Genomic DNA, 19,320 nt, shown 5'->3' on the forward strand with positions numbered 1-19,320 from the left:
GTGGGGCCTTCAGGCACGGTGGAAGAGAGGGCGTGTTGCGAGGGCGGAATCGCCTCTCCACCTTGCCGCACGAGGAGGCACACCATGCCCATGTCCCGACTTTCGCTGACGCTCGCCGCGGCCGCGGCGCTTTGTTTCTCCGCCGGCTGTTCCAAGAAGGGGATGCACAAGGAGGAGTCGAAGCAGCCGATGCCCGGCTCCGCCCAGTCCACGGCGATGCCGGCCTCGACGGATCAACGCTGCCCCATGTCGGTGCCGGGCACGCAGGTCCAGACGCAGGACACGTCCGACGGCGTGGCGCTCATGTTCACCACGTCCGACCCCTCGCAGGTGGCGGACCTCCAGACGCGCGCCCGGCGGATGCTGGACGAGCAGTCCATGCGCACCAGCGCGGAGACCCCCATGGACCTGGCGCAGGAGGAGGACCTGGGCGACACCTCCCTGGAGATGCAGGACGGCCTCGATGAGAGCGGCACCGGCGGCGGTGGCGACCAGGGCATGGCCGGGGCGCCCACCGTCCCCGCCAAGGCCGTGGCGACGGACACTCCAGAGGGCGTCACCATCACCTACTCCGCCCAGAACCACATGCAGAAGCGCCAGCTCATCGACGAGGTCCACGAGACCGCCCGTCAGCTGAAGGGCGGCCACTGCCCCGGCATGTAGCCATGTGCCGGACGCCGGGACGGTGGAGACACCGTCCCGGTGGAAGGCCCTACCGGCTGAACACCACCGTGAGGTTGTTGCTGGGCATCTCCACCACGCGCTCGCGCTGGAGCCCGTGCCGCTCGGCCTCGGCCGTCACCGCGCCCAGCTCGCGCACGCCCCAGGCCGGGTCTCGCGCGCGGAGCGATTCGTCGAAGGCGAGGTTGCTCGGCGCCGTGTCCTTCCCCTCCACGAAGTAGGGACCGTACAGCACCAGCCGTCCGCCCGGCCGCAGCACGCGCGCCGCGCCCCGCATCAAGCCCTGGCAGGCCGCCCACGGCGCGATGTGGATCATGTTCACGCAGAGCATGGCGTCCGCGTGCGCCGCCGGCCACGTGTCCGAAGCCGCATCCAGCAGGCGGGCAGGCAGCACGTTGGGCAGCTCCTCCTCCACGCGCCACGCGTCGATGCTCTCCAGCGCCGCCGGGTCCCCGTCCGTCGGCTGCCAGGTCAGCCCCGGGAAGGCCCGCGCGAAGAAGGCCGCGTGCTGGCCGGTGCCGCTCGCCACCTCCAGCAGCGTGCCCGACGCGGGCAGCACCTCCCGGAGGACGGCGAGCAGGGGTTCGCGATTGCGTTCGGTGGCGGGGGCGTGGCGCTTCATGCCCCCCCTCTTCCACACCCGCGCACGCGAGGAAAGGCCGCTCGCGGAAGTTTGCAATCACAGCCAACGGACGGACCGTGCGCGCGCGGGGTCCGCAACACTTTCCGCGTCCTGCCGACAACCTCCTGCCGTACCGCCTCATCCCCCTCGCAGGAGCAACCTTGACGTTCTTCAACCGGAATGTTTCACGCATGCTGTGCTCGGTGTCGCTGTTCGCGCTCGCAGGCTGCGGGCCGCTGGACGCGGACGCCCCTTCCCTCCCCGAGCAGGAGGTCGCCACCGCCCGGCAGGCGGTGTCCACCATCGCGTACCGGAGCAGCGCCACGGCGGGCGGCAGCACGCGCACGTCGCTGAGCATCGCGAAGCCCGCGGGCACGGCGGTGGGTGACGTGCTGCTCGCGCGCATCATCAACCGCAACAACGTGGCCGCGGTGGCGACGCCGCCCGCGGGCTGGACGCTGGTGCGCTCGGACCAGAGCGCGTCGCAAATCAAGGCGTGGGTCTTCTACAAGGTGGCCACCGCCTCCGAGCCGTCCACGTACGCGTTCACCCTCGACCTCGCCAGCTACATGGCCGGCAGCATCTCCGCGTTCTCCGGCGTGGACACGGCCAACCCCATCGACGCGCAGACGGGCCAGAAGAACGGCCTCACCGCCAGCTTCAACACGCCCGCGCTCACCACCAGCACCGCCAACGGCGTCGCGGTGTGGTTCGGCTCGCAGCTGTGGACCGGCGCCGCGTGCCCGGCGAGCCCCATCGTCCCGCCCGCGGGCTTCACCGAGCCCGTGGACACCTGCCTCGTGTCCTCGTCCACGGGCGTCATCTATAACGTCGCCTACAAGGACCTGGGCGCCGCGGGCGCGCAGGGCTCGTTCAACGGCTCGTCCCCCTACGCGGAGACGAACACCGCGCAGGTCGTCGCGCTGCGCGCGGCCAACGCCTCCACGTCCTGCTCCGTGGGGGACACCTTCTCCACCGCGTACACCACGCAGGGCACCGTGACGGCCCCCGCGCTGGTGGAGCCGTCCGGCCTGGCCGCCAGCCGCCTCACGCCGGGCGTCATCTACGCGCACAACGAGGACACCACCGCCATCGTCGCCATCAGCACCGCGGACGCGAGCACCAAGGGCACCTTCAACGTGTCCAACGTGACGCCCGCGGACTGGGAGGACGTCACCAGCGGCCCGTGCCCCGCCGGCCAGTGCATCTACATGGGCGACATCGGCCGCTCGAGCGCCAACTTCCCCACGCCGCCGTCCACCTTCGCCGTCTACCGCATCCCGGAGCCCAACATCGGCGCGGGCCAGACGAGCGGCAACCTCACCGCCGAGGCCTTCCCGTTCCAGTACCCGGACACGCCCAAGGACGCGGAGACCATCATGGTCCACCCCACCACGGGCGACATCTACATCGTCACCAAGTCCTACTCAGGCGCGAGCAAGGTCTACAAGTTCCCCCAGCCGCTGCCCACGCCGGGCACCATGAGCACGCTCGTGTTCGTGGCCAACCTCCCGCTGCCCACCACCACGGACACGAACTACGGCGCGGCCACGTCCGGCGCCATCCACCCGTGCGCCAACCGCTTCCTCTTGCGCACCTACCGCAAGGTGTATGAGTTCCGCGCCGCCCCCGGCGCCGCCTTCGAGACCGCGTTCGCCGCCGCGCCCGTCTCCCTGACGGACACCGTGGAGGGCCAGGGCGAGGCCATCGAGTACGACCCGACCGGCACGGCCTATTACACGATGAGCGAGTCCCCCTCGCCCTTCAAGCTCAAGCGCGTCGTGCGCCAGTAGCGCGCAATCGCAGTCAGTACGGAGGCCGCGTCCGGCACCACGCCGGGCGCGGCCTCGCGTGCGCCGTGAGACCTTCCGGCCCGCCTCGGCATGGACAACGGAATTGATGTTATTTCTCGTTTTCCATGTATAATCGCAGTCATGCGATGCTTTCGTTCCCATCTCGCGCGCGCCGTCGCGCTGTCCTCCTTGTCCACCTCGCTGCTCCTGGCCTGCGGGACGGAAGGGAATGGGCAGTCCTCCAGCGACGCGCTGCCCGGGCAGTCGCGGGCGCTGGCGGCGACGGGCCACAAGGCGTTCCGGGTGATGACGTACAACGTGCGGGGGCCGCTGGACACGGGCGTGCGCGCGTGGCCCAACCGCAAGGCGGCGGTCCTCCAGCGCATCCTCGCGAACAACGCGGACATCGTGGGCGTGCAGGAGGCCCAGGCGCCCTCGGGCGGGCCCAGCATCCCCGCGGACCTCATCGCGGGGCTGACGGGCACGGACAAGCCCTATGGCGTCCACAACCCGGGCGGCGGCAGCCCGAAGCTCATCTTCTTCAAGAAGAGCCGCTTCGAGATTGCCCCTGAAGTGGGCCAGGGCAACGAGGCGCTCGTGAATCCCTATGCCCCCAGCGCCACGTGCTTCAGCCACGCGGAAGGAAAGAAGATCTCCTGGGTGGGCCTGCGCGACCTGACGTCGGGCCAGGTGTACTTCGTGGCCAACACGCACTTCGCCTACGCGGCGGAGTGTTCGCTGGGGCGGCTCAAGGAAGCGGAGCAGCTGGCGTCGTTCCTCGCCACGAAGCCCGGCGGGCTGCCGGTCATCGCCCTGGGGGACTTCAACTCCGACGCGCAGGGGCAGTCCACGCCGGGGGAGGCCACCATCGAGAACCTGGAGGCCGGGGCGCGGCTGTTCCGCACCGCGCGCTTCGACGGCGTGACGGGGGTGGATGACGCCACGTTCAACAACGCATGGAACGGCTCCACGTCCACGAAGTGGAACCGGCTGGACTACATCTTCCACAACGGGGGCGCGCTCACCTCGTCCGCGCCCGCCATCGACCGGACGGAGAGCGGCGGCCTCACGCCGTCGGACCACTACCCGGTGCTCGCCACCCTTCGCCCCGCCCTCTTCTCCGCGGGCTCCACCCTGTCCCCCACGCCCAGCGGCACGTCCACGGGCACGCAGCTGTTCTTCGCGGACGTCACGGGGGATGGCTGCGCGGACCGCATCACCTGGAATTACGCCGTGGGCGAGGGCGAGACGTGGGTGGCGAAGTCGAAGTGCGACGGCGGCTTCGAGGCGGCGGTGAAGAACACGGGCGCGACCAGCGGCGTCGCCACCACGCGCTTCTTCTTCGCGGACGTCACCGGCGACGGGTGCGCGGACAAGGTCCTCTGGCGGCCCAACCTGGGGGACGGCGAGGTGCGCATCTACCCCGCGAAGTGCGACGGCACCTTCGGTGACCGCGTGGCCGTCACGCAGGCGGCCAGCACCCACGACGCCACGCGCTTCTTCTTCGCGGACATCACCGGTGACGGGTGCGCGGACCTGGCGCGCTGGAACCCCACGCAGAAGTCCGGCGCGTTCGACACCTTCGTGTCGAAGTGCAACGGCACGGTGTCCTTCGGCGCCGCGGTGACGAGCACGACCGGGGCGAACACCCACTCGGGCACGCGCGTGTACTTCGCGGACGTGGACGGCGACGCCAGGGCGGACCGCGTGCTGTGGAACCCGGACCAGGAAGGGGGCCGCACGCGCGTGTACCGCTCCACCGGCGCGGGGGCCTTCGCGCTGTTCTTCCTGCACGAGGCGGGCACCAGCGGCGTGGACACGTCCCGCTTCTACTTCGCGGACGTGGACGGCGACGGCAAGGCGGACAAGGTCTTCTGGCGGCCGGGCTTCCGCGAGGGCCGCATGCAGGTCTACCCCAGCACCGGCACCAACTTCGCGGGCAGCCCGGTGATGGACAACACCGGCTACAGCAACTCGGAGAACACCGGCTTCTTCTTCGCGGACATCGACGGCCGGGACGGCGCGGACAAGGTGTACTGGAACCCCAACAACTACGACGGGGACACCAAGGTGTTCCGCGCGCTGGCACCGTAGCGCCAGCACGCGGGAAGCGGAGCGCGCTTCAGTCCTGGAGGACGGAGTAGCCGTACGCGTTCGTGGACCAGGCGTCCGGTTCGTTCCCGGTGCGGGCCTCCTTGAAGAGGTCCTGGTAGCCGTGGCCCGCGCCCAGGGAGCGGGAGGACCACTGCACGAAGTAGAGTCCTCCGGTCAGCTCCCGCAGCGGTGACACCTCCGCCGGCAGGGTGAAGGGGGTGAAGCTGCCCACGGCCGCGGGGGCGGTGACGTACCATTCGAGCGCCGTTTCACCCTGCTGGGGAATCATGCGCACCGTCACGCTGTGCACGGCGGGGTCGGCGCTCCAGCGCAGCGTCAGCCCGGAGCGCGGTCCCGAGCCGGGCGCCGCCTCCGTGCCCGGCGTGGGCGAGGTGAGCGTCACGGGCGCGGGCAGGGCCAGCCGCGTGACGCCCTCGGGAGCCAGCGGCGCGTACGCGACCACCCGCCCGGACCCGGTCCGCTCATCGCTGCCCGCCGTCGCGACCAGCTGGATCTCCACGGTGTCGAACGGCGGCGTCCGGGCCATGGCGGGGACCTCGATGGGCGTGGCACCGGTGGTGCTCGTGGTGAAGAGGTGCTCCGAGCCGAGCGTGAAGGTGGCGGCGACGCTCGAAAGCGCGCCATAAGGCTGGAGGTTCGTCACCTCCACGGGCAGCCGCTGGTCCAACGGCCGGAGGGGGATGACCAGGTCGCTGACGGTCCGTCCCTCGCCCACGGCGATGTCCCGCAGCAGCCCCACCGCCGCGGCCTGTTCGGTGCCACCGGTGACGAGCAACGCCACCTGCCCGGCGGTCTCGCTCCAGACGTCGACGCTGAAGGTGCCATCCTCCTTCACGCTGGAGATCCCCGCGAAGCCCTTCCCCACCGCGCGCACCTGCGCCGGCGCGCCCGTGAGGTTCGTCACGCGGCCGGTGAGGGTGGCCTGCCGGCTGCCCCGGAAGCCGCCCGCCAGGAGGCCAAGGCCGGAGCGGACCCACACCTCCGAGCCCTCCACCCCCAGCGTCGTGCTCGCCCACACCTTGCCGTCGCCCACCATCACGACCGTGATGTCCTGCGGTCCGGTGATGGCCGCGTCATGGAACCGCGCGATGCCGTCACGGCCCAGCGGCTGACGGAAGCGGCTGCCGTCCCCCAGCAGGACGGTGATGCCCTGCATGTCGCCGAGCCCGGCGGTGAAGTCCCACCAGTCCGAGTGGACGATGAGGGTGGCCGGGCCTTTCGTGCCCGCATCCGGAGCCGGGTCGGTCTTGTCGCCACAGGCGACGCACAGCAGCACGGCGAGTACGAACAATCGATGCAAGGAAGGTCCCCCAGGGGAAGAGTGCCGCGTTCAGGGCCGGCCCCCTGACGCACGGGCGCGAACAAGCTGACTTCGTGCGTGAAGAAAAGCACTCCGGAGGGACCTGCCCCACAAACCCATGGTCCCAGGCCGTGGGACGCGCGCAGACTCCGCGTCCGACATGCGCGCCCTGCTCCTCGCCACCGTCCTGTCCGTGGTCCTCGGCTCCGCGTCCGCGCGGGCCCAGCCCCCTGCCCGTTCCTACGTGCTGCGCCCGGCACGCGTCTTCGACGGCACCACCGCGAAGCCCCACACGGGCTGGGTGGTGGTCGTCACCGGCGAGCGCATCGTCTCGGCGGGGCCCGCGCAGGGCCTGAAGGCCCCGGAGGGGGCGGAGGTCATCGACCTGCCCGGTGCGACGCTGCTGCCCGGGCTCATCGAGGGCCACTCGCACCTGTTCCTGCATCCGTACAACGAGGCGAAGTGGGACGACCAGGTGCTCAAGGAGTCCCTGGCGCTGCGCGTGGCGCGCGCCACGAACCACGCGAAGGCGGCGCTGCTGGCGGGCTTCACCACCACGCGCGACCTGGGCACGGAGGGCGCGGGGGACGCGGACGTAGGCCTCAAGCAGGCCATCGACCAGGGCATCATCCCGGGCCCCCGCATGGTCGTCACCACGCGCGCGCTCGTCGCCACCGGCAGCTACGGCCCCAAGGGCTTCGCCTCCGAATGGACGGTGCCCCAGGGCGCGGAGGAGGCGGACGGCGTGGACGGCCTCACGCGCGCGGTGCGCGGGCAGATGGGGCGCGGCGCGGACTGGATCAAGGTCTACGGCGACTACCGCTGGGGCCCGCGCGGCGAGGCGCTCCCCACCTTCTCCCTGGAGGAGATGCGCCTCATCGTGGAGACGGCGAAGAGCGGCGGGCGTCCGGTGGCCGTGCACGCCAGCACGCCGGAGGGCATGAAGCGCGCGGTGCTAGCGGGCGCGGAGAGCATCGAGCACGGCGACGCGGGCACGCCGGAGGTCTGGAAGCTGATGGCCCAGCGGGGCGTGTTCCTGTGCCCCACGCTGGCCGCGGGCGACGCCATGCTCCAGTACCGGGGCTGGAAGCGCGGCGTGGATCCGGAGCCCGAGTCCGCGAAGAAGAAGCGCGAGGGCCTCAAGGCCGCGCTGGCGGCGGGCGTGCCCCTGTGCATGGGTGGGGACTCCGGCGTCTTCACGCACGGGGAGAACGCGCGCGAGCTGGAGCTGCTGGTGGCCAGCGGCGTGACGCCCGCGCAGGCGCTCCAGGCGGCCACCTCCGGCAACGCGCGCATGCTGCACTGGGAGGACCGCATCGGGCAGGTGAAGGCCGGGCTCTTCGCGGACCTCGTCGCCGTGGAGGGCGACCCGACGCAGGACATCACCGCCGTGCGCCGGGTGCGGCTGGTGATGAAGGGCGGCACGCTGTACCGGCGCTGAAGGCGGCGTCAGAGCGGCGTGCTCACGATGCGCACGGAGCGCTCCTCCACGAAGTGCCGGCGCACGAAGTCCTTGAGCACCGCGGGCGTGAGCGGTGGCGGCGGCCGGAGGAAGCCCAGGTCCGTGCCGCCCTCCTGACGCGGCTCCGCTGCCTCGGACGCCAGCGCGTCCGCCAGCGCCGGACCCGCGCTCGACAGTCCGTCCACCTCGCGCCGTCCCCGCTGCGCCAGCAGCTTCTGCTCGGCGGCGGCGGGCGGGCGCTTCGCCAGCGAGTCGAAGGTCTCCTGCATCAGCGACGGAAGGAGGGAGCCGTCCAGCGAGCGCGTGTACGCGAACGCCAGGAGCAGGTCGTTGCCGCGCAGGTTGAGACAGCGCACCTCCACGCCGGAGACGATGGGCTCCTTGACGTGCACCGCGAGCAGCAGCCGCAGCTCCAGCAGCGCCGCCACCGCGCGGCACGTCGCCCGCGCCTCGTGGGGGAGCGAATAGCCCAGCGTCACGAAGGTGTTGGCCGCCCGTGTCTCCTGCTCCACCGGGAAGACGGCCGCCTCCAGCGCGGGCGCCACCCGCTCCTCCGCCAGGGCCGGCGCCAGCCGGTAGCCCTCGTCCACCAGGCGGCGCGCCTCCGCCTCGGCCACGGCGCCCGTGAAGACGAGCGAGATGTTGGAGGTGAGGTACTCCGAGGCATAGAACTTCAGCACGTCCTCGCGGGCAATCCGGCCGCGCGAGTTGCGTGAGCCGATGAGCGCGTAGGCGGCGGACACGCTGGAGAAGAGGGCTCCTTCAATCTGGCTGCCCAGCAGCGAGTCCTTGAAGTGGTACGTGCTCTCCGTCTGGATGATGCCCAGCTCGCGCTCCAGCCGCTTGCCGCCGGGGAGCATGGGGCTGGTCACCATGCGCAGCATGTCCCGGGCCAGCGGGACGAACGCCGCCGCGGGCGCATCCAGCATGTACACGGTGGCGTGCGACACGGTGTGGGCATTCAACGTGCCCCCGGCCGCCTCCACGCGCGCGCGCAGCTCCAGGCCCGGCAGGTCCTGGCTGCCGTGGAACACCAGGTGCTCCACCAGGTGCGCCAGGCCCTCCTTGCCCGGCGGATCATGCGAGGCGCCGGAGCGCACCACCACGCGCAGCGACGCGGTGTCCGACGCCGGCTGGGGCACCACCAGCAGCTCCGTGCCGTCCACCAACACCTCGGACGTGACGGCCAGGGCCGCGGCGGGCGGCGACGGGGCCTGCCCGCGCGAGGCCGCGAACCCCGGGGACGCGGTGAGCAGCAGGAGCCCGAGCAGCACGGGCCTTGGGAGAGAAGGGCGATGCATGGGTTATCTCCGCCGCGTCCGGGTGCCCGCCGTGGAGCGCAGCGGCACGACGCTGGGGGTGAACAGCAGGTGGACGCGGCGCTCCTCGCCCAGCCAGCCCCGCACGGTCTGCGTGAGGGACTCCGGCGTGAGCGAGGCCAGCGCGGACTCCAGCTCCGGCGAGTACCAGGCCGGCGCGTGCACGCTCGCCGCGAGCGCGAGCCCCACCTCCGTGGGACTCCGGTCGTCCGTGCGCAGCCGCGCGAGCACCTGGGCCCGGGCCTGCGCGAACTCCTCCGCGCTCACGCGCCCCTCGCGCACCGCCCCCACCTCCTCCAGCATGAAGGGCCCCAGGTCCAGCGCGGACGGGTCCCTCGCGGGCAGCGTCAGCACCAGCTGATCCATCCACGGCGTCAGCAGCACGGACGCCTCCTGCGCGTAGCCCACGCCCAGGCGGCGGAAGCGCTGCTCCAGCCGCTGGCCCAGCAGCACGCCCACCACCCGCGCCGCCGCGGCCTGCCGCGCGTCCCCCAGCTCGATGGGATAGGCCAGCACGTTGATGTCGCTCACCGCCGGAAGCTTGAGCGTCACCGGCAACTGGGGCGACAGCCGCGTCACCGCCGACGGCGTCCCGCCCTTGTGGCGGGCCACGGTGCGCCGCAGCGCCTCCGCGTCGAAGTCCCCGGCGGCGATGACCACCGCGTTGCGCGGGCTCAACGGTCCGGAGAGGTGGGCCGCCACGTCGTGGTCGGAGAAGGACAGCACCGCCTGCGCGTTGCGTGGCACGGGGGCCTTGAAGCGCGGCTCCGGGGAGAGCACCTGCGCCAGCACCGACTCCAGGAAGTCATCCGCGACGGTGAGCGAGGGGTCCTGCCCGGTGCGCTCCAGCGCGGCCTCCAGGCGCGCGCCGTCCACCTGGGGCGACAGCACCCACGTCAGCACGCGCTGCGCGAGCCGGTCGAAGTCCTCCCGGGGCGCGCTCAGCGTGAAGCCGCTCTGGCGCAGCCCCGTCGTCAGCGTCAGCGACGCGTTCGCGCCGAACAGCTCGCGCACCAGGTCCTCGTAGCGCCCGCGCTTGTTGGCCTCCAGCATGACGTGCTGGGAGGCCCGCGTGAGCCCCACCATGCCGCCCTCGTCGAAGCGGCCCACGGAGAAGAGCACGTGCAGCGTGGCGCGCCCCGTCCCGGGGCGGGGCGCCAACACCAGGCGCGCGTGCTCCGGTGACTCTCGCGAACGCCGCACCTCGAAGGGCGCGGCCGACGCCGCGCTCCAGGCCCAGAGCAGCAGCCACCCCCATGCCCACGCCTTCATGGTGCCTCCTGGCTTGCCTGCGCGCCGACGCCTGTCGCCGGGACCGCCACGTCCGTCCCCACCTTCACGCTGGGGCCCGCCACCGTCTCCTCCACCCGCAGGCCGTTGAGCCCCGCCCGCCGCACGGTGAGCGCGTAGCGCGCGGCGCCATCCGCCGTGTCGCGCCGGGGCCAGGCGAACCGCAGCCGCTGGGCCCACCACTCCAGCGGGTGTCCGCCGTACAGCGCCTCCTCCGCACCGGACGCGGAAGGGCCCGGGGCCGCCAGCGCCCGCTTCACCATCGCCATGTCCGCCGCGGATTCCCACCGCGCCTCCGGCGCCTCCTCCTCGTCCGGCCGCGCGCCCTTCCGGGCCACGGGGCGGACGCCGTCACGCACCAGCGAAGGCCGGCCCTCCATCCACCAGGACAGGTCCAGCCGCTTGCCGCGGGCGTCGTAGGTGCTCCACTGCCCGTCCCGCAGGCCGCGCGCGTAGTGGCCCTCGACGTGGGAGGTGCCGCTCGCGAAGGCGTGGGCGTAGGGGCCGTGGAGCTGGCCCCCCGCGTACGTCCTGCGCTCCAGCACGCGCCCGCCCGGGGTCAGGTCCTCCGCCACGCCCTCCAGGCGCCCCTTGCTGAAGCGGGCGCGGACCACCACCGCCGCATCCGGCGAGGCCTCGTCGCGGGTGCGCCATTCGCCCTCGGGCAGCCCGTTCGCGTATTCACCGTCCGCGAGCAGCCGTCCCTCCCGGTCCCAGCGGAACCAGGGCCCGTGGCGCTTCCCCTTCGCGAACGCCTCCTGGAGGACCAACCGCCCCCGCGCGGTGCGCAGCCACGAGGGCCCCTCCGGCAGGTCCTGCGCCGCCACGCAGCGCGACAGCACGTGTCCGTCCGGCGAGGACTCGCGCCGAGGGGTGGCACCGGAGGGACAGGCGTCCAGGTGCCACCGCGCCGCCACGAGCCCGCCCAGGACGAGCCCCAGCAGCGCCAGCGCTCCCGCCCCGGCCCACGGGGACGGCAGCGTCAGCGCGGGACGCGAAGCCACGACCCGGGACGTCCGGGGCCGGCCATGCTGTCCCCGGCTCAACTGGTGGAGCATGCCCTCGCGCAGCCACAGCGTCCCGCAGGAGGCGCACGGCACCACCGCGACGCCCTGGAACACCACCGTCGCGCACATGCCCCCGCACGAGGCGCACTTCGCCGGCCGGCCCCCGGGCTCCTCCAGCATCCGGCGCAGGGCCTCCGCGCTCAGACCGCGCTCGGTGAAGACCTGGGCCTGCTCGCGGGCGGTCAGCAGGTCTCCGTCGCAGGAGTCGCAGTGGGCCCCCAGCCGCCCCTCGCTCCGGAACAGCGGGACCGCCGCCGGGCAGTCCGGGCAGTCATAGCCCGCCTCCTGCCGCGAGGCGTCCATGGCGGGAGCGGCCACGGCGGGCTCCGCCTCCGCGCCACCCGCCGCCGCGTCGCGCCACGTCCACCACACGGCCCGCAGGAAGGCCAGCTGCAGGCCCAGGAGCACCGCGTCCGCGCAGAGCACGGCCAGGCCCCAGCGGGGCGAGCGTGTGTGGAACTCCCCGGCGAGCAGCAGGGACACCGCGACCTGGAGCAGCACGATGGCGGGCGCGCAGACCTTCAGCGCCCCCGCGCGGGCACGCGGCAGGGCGGCCAGGACGGAGGCCAGCCGGGGCAACCCCACCGGCAGCAGGCCCGCCACCAGCCCCGCCGCCACCGACGCGTGCCGGGACGCGGGAAGGGCGCCGCGCCCCCGGAGGCCCTGCGTCCCCACCGCCAGGAACAGGGCCCAGGCCATCCAGGGCATCAGCGACGCCGCGAGCGCCCAGGGCCGGGGCGGCGCGCTCCACAGCCACGGGCCCAGCACCCAGGCCTCCAGCAGCCGGGGCATCCACTCCGGCGAGGCCAACTGCCCGAGCCGCGCCATCCCGAACGCGCCCATGAGCAGCAGGGCCAGGTCCGCGGACTTCCGCGCGTCCCTTGCGCCGTTCCCTTCGACGGGAAGCTCCGTCCGCGCCTCGCACGCGGCGCACACCTCCCCTGGCGGACGCGCGCGACCACAGCGCCCACAGGCTTCCCCCTCATTGGCTTGTGAAGACATTTCCCCTCGGGATGAGACGGCGCGCAGTCTAATCACATCCCGCCGTCACACGGAAAACCGCCCTCCCCCTCGGCACGGCACCAGGGCAGGGATTGACCCGGCGAAGCCGCCTTGCCTATACGTCCGCGCTCGGAGGGGGACGGAGCCTGGGAGCCCGAGCCCTGATGTCTTTCAGGTCTGTCTTTGATTTCAGGGAAAAAACCATGTCATTGCTCAGCATCGCCAGGCCGTGGGTCATGGGTGCCACCTGCCTGCTGGTGGCGTCAGGGGTTCACGCCCAGGGGCGGAATGCTTCGCGCGCGTCCCATTGGAAGGCATTGCCCGGCACGAGCGTGAAGGTGGGGGACTCCATGAGTGAGGGCTCCGGGAGCGTGCTGCCGGACAAGCAGGCCTTCTGCCAGGACGCGAAGGCGGTGGTCCGCACGGTGGGCAAGGGCTTCAAGCCGCTCCGGGGTCAGGCCCAGCCTGGAAACACGGAGGACCTCTCCATCTGGGAGTCCACGAAGAACGTCCAGGACCTGCGCTGCTCCGTCTACCAGACGCGCGTCCTGGGGGATTACGTCTACTGCGTCCAGACGAACCAGGAGTGCGCCGCGGCGCAGGACCGCTTCCACCTGCTCTCCAGCTACCTGATGAGCACGTGCTACCCGGGCTGGAGCTGGCAGGACTCCCGGCTGAGCTCGTGGGACCGCCATTCGCAGCGCCGGATGGTGATGGCCACCAACGACGAAGGGCTGCGCATCTCGCTGGAGATGGGCCGGGCGAAGGACTCCTACTCCCGCTGTGACGTGACGCTCACCTTCGAGCTGCTCTGAAGCACGGCGTCCGCCAGCCCCGCCAGCAGCAGCACCGGAGCCACCAGCACCGCGCCGAACCAGGCCAGCGCGTAGACGACGCCCAGGCCCATTTGCCAGGGGCCGCCCACGACGGTCCCGGACAGCACGCCCACGCACTGACGCCCCCCGCCCAGGTGCAGCAGCAGGAAGAGCGCGCCCAGGCCCAGCGCGGCCATGACGAACGGGTGACGCCTCATCGGTGTGCCTCCAGGTGCGGCGCCCGCGCGAGGCGCCAGAGGGGTCCTTCGACGAGCGCGTAGAGCAGCACCGCGTCCGCGAGCGGGTTGCCCGCCGCGAAGCGCAGGCCGGTGTCGTCGTGCACCGGGAAGGCCGCGAAGTGGAGGCTGGTGAGCAGCCCGTCCAGCGCCTCCTCGTCATCGAACGCCGCCGCGCCCACGAGCGCGAGCCCGCTGGAGCCCGCGTTCGCGTTCACCCACGGAATCGTGGGCCCGGAGTCGAGGTCCTGCACCGCCCCCGCCTCCGAGGGCCACTCCCCCGCCCACGCGAAGCCCAGCGCCTGCCCCAGGAGCGCGGCGCGGGCCCGCTGGTACTGGTCGCGCGCGAAGTCCGCGTCCACCACCTGGAGCATGTGCGCGGCGAGCCACAGCGTGGAGCCCTCCGGTCCGTCCTTCGTCACGCCGTCGTAGGTGAAGCTCGACACGAGCAGACCTGTCCGACTGTCGGACAGGTTCTCCCGCGCGGAGGCCACCCACCGGGCAAGGAGCGCACCGTGGTCCCGCCCATCCACCCTGTCCGACAGGCGCAGCGCCGCGAGCGCCACCGTGTTGCAGAAGGTCCAGCCCTCGTCGGGGTAGCTCTCCGCCGCGAGCACCGGAGCCCGCTCCAGCTGCGCGGTGATGAGGTCCACGCGCTCGCGCAGCAGCGGCGCGTAGGCCGCGCGCGGTGCCACCACCTGGCGCGCGGCGAGCATCAGCGCCAGCTCTCCGTCCACGAAGAGGCTGCGCCCGGCAGGGTCCTTGAAGGGCCCCGCGTGCACGTAGGGCAGGAAGAAGGCCTCGTGCGCGCGCTGCTCGTCGCGCAGCGTCCGGGCGATGAGCGCGTCCATGACCTCCAGGTGCTCCGCCCTCCGCCAGGGCTCGGACAGCGCGAGGTTCGCGAACGACAGCACGGAGAAGGTGCGCACCATCAGGTCCCACTCCGGGTTCGTGCGGTGGAGCACGTCGCGCTCGGGGCTCGACTCCTGGAGTGAGAACGCGCGCTGACGCGAGGCCAGGGCCGCCGCCAGCGCCTTCCGGTCGCGGGGCTGGAACACGAGGTGCAACGACGGCAGCCACACCGCCACGGCCAGCACCAGCAGCACGAGTCTGCGTCGCATGCGCGGCAGTATCGGCGCGTCGCGAGGCCACCTCCCGGGCCCATGCGCCGGACGGTCGCCTCCGCGCGCTGAACGGTCGCGATCGCGAAAGCGCCATGTCCCAGTGCGCGGGGCCCGCGTGTCTCAAGGGCCATGAAGACATCCGGATGGACGGCCCTGACCGTCGGCGTGTTCCTGGGAGGCTTTGGCCTGGCGAGGCCTCCTTCCGCGGAGGCCTGCACCAGCGTGCCATGCGCCCCGTGGTGGACCCCCTTCCCGCTGCCAGAGGACGCGGTCGTGCCCGCGAACGTTCCGGCGCTGGTGATGGTGCCGCCCGCCTGGAACACCGTTGATGCCGAAAGCCTGCGCCTGCGCACGGAGGCCGGCACCGACGTGGAGGCGAGCCTCCTGCAGGGTCCTGACGGAAGCGGAGTCCTCATTCCGGCCGCTCCGCTCGTTCCGGGAACCGGCTATCGCCTGGAGGGGCGCAGCCCGTGCCTGGGGGATTCAGAGAAGGGAGCCCCCTTGTCGGCGACGTTCACGGCGGGCCCGGCGGCCGCGCTTCCGGCGACGTCGGGGACCCTTCAAGCCGGACCCGAGCAGCACGGCTCGTTCCAGGTCTGGGGCGGCGGCTCCTGTTCGGTGGGGGTGGAGGGCAGTCAGGTGACGCTGGGCTTCACGCCCTCGCCGGAGCTGGTGCCCTTCCTGCCGTGGGTGCACTGGACGCTGGTGGTGGATGGACGGACGTGGGCCACGGCCCCGCACGGGACGGTGGCGCCGGGGGGCACCCTGCTCTTCCTGGACCGGCTCAAGTACCCGCATGCGCTGCTCACCGTGTACTCGGTCTGCGAGTTCTCGCTGGAGCAGCAGCCCCCCTCGGACCAGGGGCTCGCGCCCGGAACGCACGTGGCCCTGCTGCGCCCGGTGCTCGAACAGTCCGCCACGCCGCTGCCGGCCATGGAGGTCTCCTTCGAGCTGACGTGTCCGAAGGAAGAGCCAGCGCCTGGACCCGAGGAGCCCCGGCACGAGGGGTGCTCGCAGGCGGGCGGAGGGCTCGCGGCGTTCGGGCTCCTGGCCACGCTCCGGCTCTGGCGACGCCGTTCCTGAGCGATGTCCCACTTCGCCGGACTCCGGTGTCTGATGAAGCAAATGCACGGACACGCCTGGACATGGAGCGCGGTGGGGATGTTCCTCCTGGGGACGGGGATGCTCGCGCCCCCGTCGGCGGAGGCCTGCGCCGCGCCCAACTGCCTCATCGACGTTCGCTTCCCCCTCCCCGAGGACGGGGGAACCGTTCCCGCGAACGTCCCCGGGCTGGTGGTGAGGCCGCCGCTGCTGGAGAGCACGGATGTCTCCACCCTCCGGCTGCTCCAGTCGGATGGAACGCCGGTGCCCTTCACGTTGGCGAATGGCGAACGCCAGACGCATGTCTTGGTTCCGAAAGCGCCGCTCGTGCCGGGCACGCAGTACCGCATCGAGGCGACGGGCCTCTGCCAGTACCGGGAGACGCAATCGCAATCAGCGACCTTCACCGCGGGCCCGGAACTGCCACTGCCCACGACGCTGGGCACGTTGAGCGTGGACACGCCGAGCCGGGGGACGTTCCCGGTGTATGGGGGCTCGAACTGCGGGAGCACGCAGGAGGGCGACTCCACCATGCTGCGCTTCACGCCGTCAGCGGAGCTGGTGCCGTTCCTGCCCTGGATGCACTGGACGGTGGAGGTGGACGGCCAGCCCTGGTCCTTCAGCAATCACCACGGGCTGACGTCGACGGGCGCGGACAACTACGAGAGTCACCAGTACGAATACAACCGGCAGCTGCTGTTCCTCTACACGGTCTGCACGCAGGGCAACCCGCCGCCGCCCGGCCTGGGCCTCACGCCCGGACGCCACCAGGCCACGCTCCAAGGGACGCTGGAGCACGCGGACCTCACGCTGCCGCCACTGAGCGTGGACTTCGAGCTGAGCTGCGCCACGCAGTCCGTGGACGCGGGCACGCCGGACGTGGATCCCATCAGCAGCCCGTCCAAGGGCGGCTGCACTCAGGCGGGAGGAGGCCTGACGGTGCTGGGACTTCTCGCCACGCTGCGGCTCTGGCGCGGCCGGAGGAGATAGCCAGGGCGCCCCTCCGCGCGAAGGCCAGGCCTCGGCACCTGAGACTGCCTCCGCCGGGCGCGGCGATAGCGTGTCCTTCATGAGTCCGCGCCGTCAACGCACTATGGCTGCGAGGGCATCACACAGGGCAAGCTCACGGAATTCGTCGCGCGAAAGGCCAAATCATGTCGGAGTTCCTGAAGCACGGAGACCTGGTCGAGCATGCTTCCATGGGGCTCGGGAAGGTCATTGAGGCTGACGAGGTACACCTGCACGTCTACTTCCTGGAGCAGGAGTCGCGCTTCGCGGCCAAGCTGAAGCGCAATCTTGTGGGCTCGCTGCTTCGGCGGGCCACGAGTCACGCGCATCCCGAACTAGACGCGCTTCCACTGTTCGTTCGCGACGGCGGCCGGTACCGCCTCGAGCAGGAGGTGATGACCTTCGACCAGGCTGTCGCGCGCTTCCGTCAAGAGTTCCCGGACAGTTTCGGTGATGCGAAGTACGCGCGAGAAGAGCGCAACTACAAGTGGAAGGCGCACGAGGCGCTGACCGCGGCTTTCGGCGACGGCAAAGGTCTGCGCCTCATCGCCGAAGGGCGGGTGCGCGAGGTCGTCGAGACAGCGCTCCACACCGAGCGCAAGACCAACCTGACGCATCCCCAGTTCGAGAAGCCGCGCATTGCTGACGCACTCGCGGACCCTGATGCCGCTGCGGCCTTCTTCACTGCGCTCTTCCGCCTCGTGGAGCTGCAGCGGCCGACGCAGCCGGCGTTCGAGGAACTGGTCCGGGCGATGGATGCACTTCCGACTCCTGGTGGACCGCTTGCTCGCTGGCCCACGGTGTCCATCTTCCCGGCACTCCTGCGCCCGGATGCATTCATCTTCTTCCGCCCGACCTTCACCCAAGAGGCAGCGGCACGGTTGGCCTACGAGCTGAACTACAAGCCCGAGCCGAACTGGCTGACCTACAAGTCCGTCCTTGGCTTCGCTGACGTCCTGCTCACGAAGCTCAAGCCGCTTGGCGCCAAGGATTTTGTCGATGTGCAATCCTTCATCTACGTGACGGCCAGCGGCGCTGGGTACAACAAGTAGCCGCAGCAGCGTCAACCCTACGTCCTCGCGACTCGTCCCTGAACGTCGCCGCGGCGCGGAGGGGACGATTCGGGCGTGGACGGAGCTGTCGGAACTTCGCGCGGAAAGCTAGACATCCCCCTCCAGCCGGACCAATTGGAGCAGCCGCCGGAAGCTCGCATCGTCGCCGTCGCTCTTCCATCGGTTCGCGAAGCGACACACAACTTGTAGGTTTCCGGCCTCATAGTGGCCAGAACTATCAATGCGGTCCAGGGAGCACAGAAGCTCAGGGTCGTCGCTCTCACCGTCGTACTGCAACCGCAGGCCTGTCAGGGCGCAGAGCCCGTCCTGGGAGTCGACGAGGGCGCTGATATAGCCCTCGAGTTCGTGTTGCGAGGCGAAGCGCAGTTCCTTGTTCTTCACTGTCCGAAGCACCTGCTGTCCGTTGGAGCTCGCCGTGGTGCCAATGGCCGTCATCGCCATGCGAACCACCGCCCTGCGTTTGCCGGTGAAGGCAGTGACCGCGCCCTTGCCGGAGCCTTGAGACCTGGCCTTCCAGGATGGGCGGCGGTGCCACGGCTCAATATCGTCGCCCGCGACGAGAGCCTCGGCATATGCCGCGTTGTCGCCAGACAACTCGTGGAACGTCCCCTGGATGAACAGGAAGTCGCGGGCCCGCGGGTGGAGGGCATTCCAACGTAGTGGGCTGCCTGTCTTGGACCGATTCGACCAAGGGGTAGCAGGCTTGTGCATGAGGAAGACGCGCTCGCTCAGGTGCGACGGACGGAGCTCCGTGTCGAGGAGGACGTCTGGTGCTCCCGGCAACGTCGTCGTCCACCACAAGTCATCCTTCTCATGGTGGAGCCATAGGTCGCCATTGGTCTCCGAGATGATGGTGGCGAGATTGTACCAACGCGAGGCAACGGCCTTTGTCGGGGTGATGCCCGTGGCCGTCTTCTTCGTCGCGAGGCACCGTGCGATGTAGCCTTCACGGTCCCGCGCGAGCCACAGCGGCCGGAGGTCCTCGTCCTCGAAAGTCGCGACCGTTGAGCGCCCAAGGCATGAAGGCCAGAGCCGGTTGGCTTGACCAAAGTTGGCGATGAAGACTTTCCTCACGACTGCTCCGAAATCAGGAACCGGCAACTCGGTAGTGGACGAGTACGGCCTGGCTGTAGAAGCGAGTAGATCGAGCGGCACTACAGACCACCCCGCCATGTCCACGAACGGCTTCATTGCAGGGATACAGGATGCACCAAGTTGCGGGAGGCCATGGGCATGGCGCAGACCAACATCCATGGCACTGGCATGTTCGCGATGGTCGGGGCGCTCGCGTGCTCGGAGGCCAACCCTCGCT

16 protein-coding genes are annotated in these 19,320 nt (G+C 71.2%); 8 read left to right on the forward strand and 8 right to left on the reverse strand.

Annotated elements, in window-relative coordinates; all coding sequences use genetic code 11:
- Window positions 1-90: 90 nt before the first annotated feature.
- Window positions 91-663: a hypothetical protein gene (locus NR792_RS20150; RefSeq protein WP_375754284.1), complete on the forward strand. Its 573-nt coding sequence runs from the start codon at window positions 91-93 to the stop codon at window positions 661-663.
- Between the two features lie 49 nt (window positions 664-712).
- On the opposite strand, the gene NR792_RS20155 is transcribed toward NR792_RS20150, so the two are convergent.
- Entirely contained in the window at window positions 713-1,303 is a 591-nt protein-coding gene (locus NR792_RS20155; protein WP_375754285.1) for a DUF938 domain-containing protein, read from the reverse strand.
- Between the two features lie 161 nt (window positions 1,304-1,464).
- On the opposite strand from NR792_RS20155, the gene NR792_RS20160 reads away from it, so the two are divergent.
- The gene (locus tag NR792_RS20160) at window positions 1,465-3,096 is read left to right on the forward strand and encodes a cell wall anchor protein (protein ID WP_375754286.1); all 1,632 of its coding nucleotides are present in this window, start codon (window positions 1,465-1,467) and stop codon (window positions 3,094-3,096) included.
- A gap of 141 nt (window positions 3,097-3,237) precedes the next feature.
- Window positions 3,238-5,190, forward strand: a complete 1,953-nt coding sequence (locus NR792_RS20165) for an endonuclease/exonuclease/phosphatase family protein (protein WP_375754287.1) — start codon at window positions 3,238-3,240, stop codon at window positions 5,188-5,190.
- 28 nt (window positions 5,191-5,218) lie between these two features.
- On the opposite strand, the gene NR792_RS20170 is transcribed toward NR792_RS20165, so the two are convergent.
- Entirely contained in the window at window positions 5,219-6,511 is a 1,293-nt protein-coding gene (locus NR792_RS20170; RefSeq protein WP_375754288.1) for a hypothetical protein, read from the reverse strand.
- Between the two features lie 160 nt (window positions 6,512-6,671).
- Here NR792_RS20170 and NR792_RS20175 point away from each other — a divergent pair, with 160 nt between their 5' ends.
- Complete coding sequence (locus NR792_RS20175) at window positions 6,672-7,952, forward strand: amidohydrolase family protein (RefSeq protein WP_375754289.1); 1,281 nt, start codon at window positions 6,672-6,674, stop codon at window positions 7,950-7,952.
- Between the two features lie 8 nt (window positions 7,953-7,960).
- Here NR792_RS20175 and NR792_RS20180 read toward each other — a convergent pair whose 3' ends face one another.
- The 3 genes from NR792_RS20180 to NR792_RS20190 are packed head-to-tail and all read right to left on the reverse strand — an operon-like array spanning window position 7,961 to window position 12,585.
- Window positions 7,961-9,274, reverse strand: coding sequence for a M16 family metallopeptidase (locus NR792_RS20180; protein ID WP_375754290.1), 1,314 nt, complete (start codon window positions 9,272-9,274; stop codon window positions 7,961-7,963).
- A 3-nt stretch (window positions 9,275-9,277) separates the two neighbouring features.
- Entirely contained in the window at window positions 9,278-10,564 is a 1,287-nt protein-coding gene (locus NR792_RS20185) for an insulinase family protein (RefSeq protein ID WP_375754291.1), read from the reverse strand.
- A complete protein-coding gene (locus NR792_RS20190; RefSeq protein ID WP_375754292.1) occupies window positions 10,561-12,585 on the reverse strand; it encodes a hypothetical protein in 2,025 nt (674 codons plus the stop codon). The genes NR792_RS20185 and NR792_RS20190 overlap by 4 nt, the downstream gene beginning before the upstream one ends.
- 416 nt (window positions 12,586-13,001) lie before the next feature.
- On the opposite strand from NR792_RS20190, the gene NR792_RS20195 reads away from it, so the two are divergent.
- Entirely contained in the window at window positions 13,002-13,466 is a 465-nt protein-coding gene (locus tag NR792_RS20195; protein WP_375754293.1) for a hypothetical protein, read from the forward strand.
- Here NR792_RS20195 and NR792_RS20200 read toward each other — a convergent pair.
- Window positions 13,424-13,684, reverse strand: coding sequence for a hypothetical protein (locus tag NR792_RS20200; protein WP_375754294.1), 261 nt, complete (start codon window positions 13,682-13,684; stop codon window positions 13,424-13,426). The genes NR792_RS20195 and NR792_RS20200 overlap by 43 nt on opposite strands.
- Window positions 13,681-14,823, reverse strand: a complete 1,143-nt coding sequence (locus tag NR792_RS20205; RefSeq protein ID WP_375754295.1) for a hypothetical protein — start codon at window positions 14,821-14,823, stop codon at window positions 13,681-13,683. The genes NR792_RS20200 and NR792_RS20205 overlap by 4 nt, the downstream gene beginning before the upstream one ends.
- 132 nt (window positions 14,824-14,955) lie before the next feature.
- Between NR792_RS20205 and NR792_RS20210 the strand changes: the two genes are divergently transcribed.
- The 3 genes from NR792_RS20210 (at window position 14,956) to NR792_RS20220 (ending at window position 17,987) form a co-directional block, all read left to right on the forward strand.
- Window positions 14,956-15,909, forward strand: a complete 954-nt coding sequence (locus NR792_RS20210; protein WP_375754296.1) for a hypothetical protein — start codon at window positions 14,956-14,958, stop codon at window positions 15,907-15,909.
- Between the two features lie 78 nt (window positions 15,910-15,987).
- Entirely contained in the window at window positions 15,988-16,917 is a 930-nt protein-coding gene (locus NR792_RS20215) for a hypothetical protein (RefSeq protein ID WP_375754297.1), read from the forward strand.
- A gap of 164 nt (window positions 16,918-17,081) precedes the next feature.
- A complete protein-coding gene (locus tag NR792_RS20220; protein WP_375754298.1) occupies window positions 17,082-17,987 on the forward strand; it encodes a hypothetical protein in 906 nt (301 codons plus the stop codon).
- A gap of 108 nt (window positions 17,988-18,095) precedes the next feature.
- On the opposite strand, the gene NR792_RS20225 is transcribed toward NR792_RS20220, so the two are convergent.
- On the reverse strand, window positions 18,096-19,199 hold the full coding sequence (locus tag NR792_RS20225; RefSeq protein ID WP_375754299.1) for a hypothetical protein: 1,104 nt from the start codon (window positions 19,197-19,199) through the stop codon (window positions 18,096-18,098).
- Window positions 19,200-19,320 lie beyond the last annotated feature (121 nt).

It is taken from the genome of Corallococcus exercitus, assembly GCF_042231735.1.
In the GTDB taxonomy this organism is placed as follows: Bacteria; Myxococcota; Myxococcia; order Myxococcales; family Myxococcaceae; genus Corallococcus; species Corallococcus exercitus_B.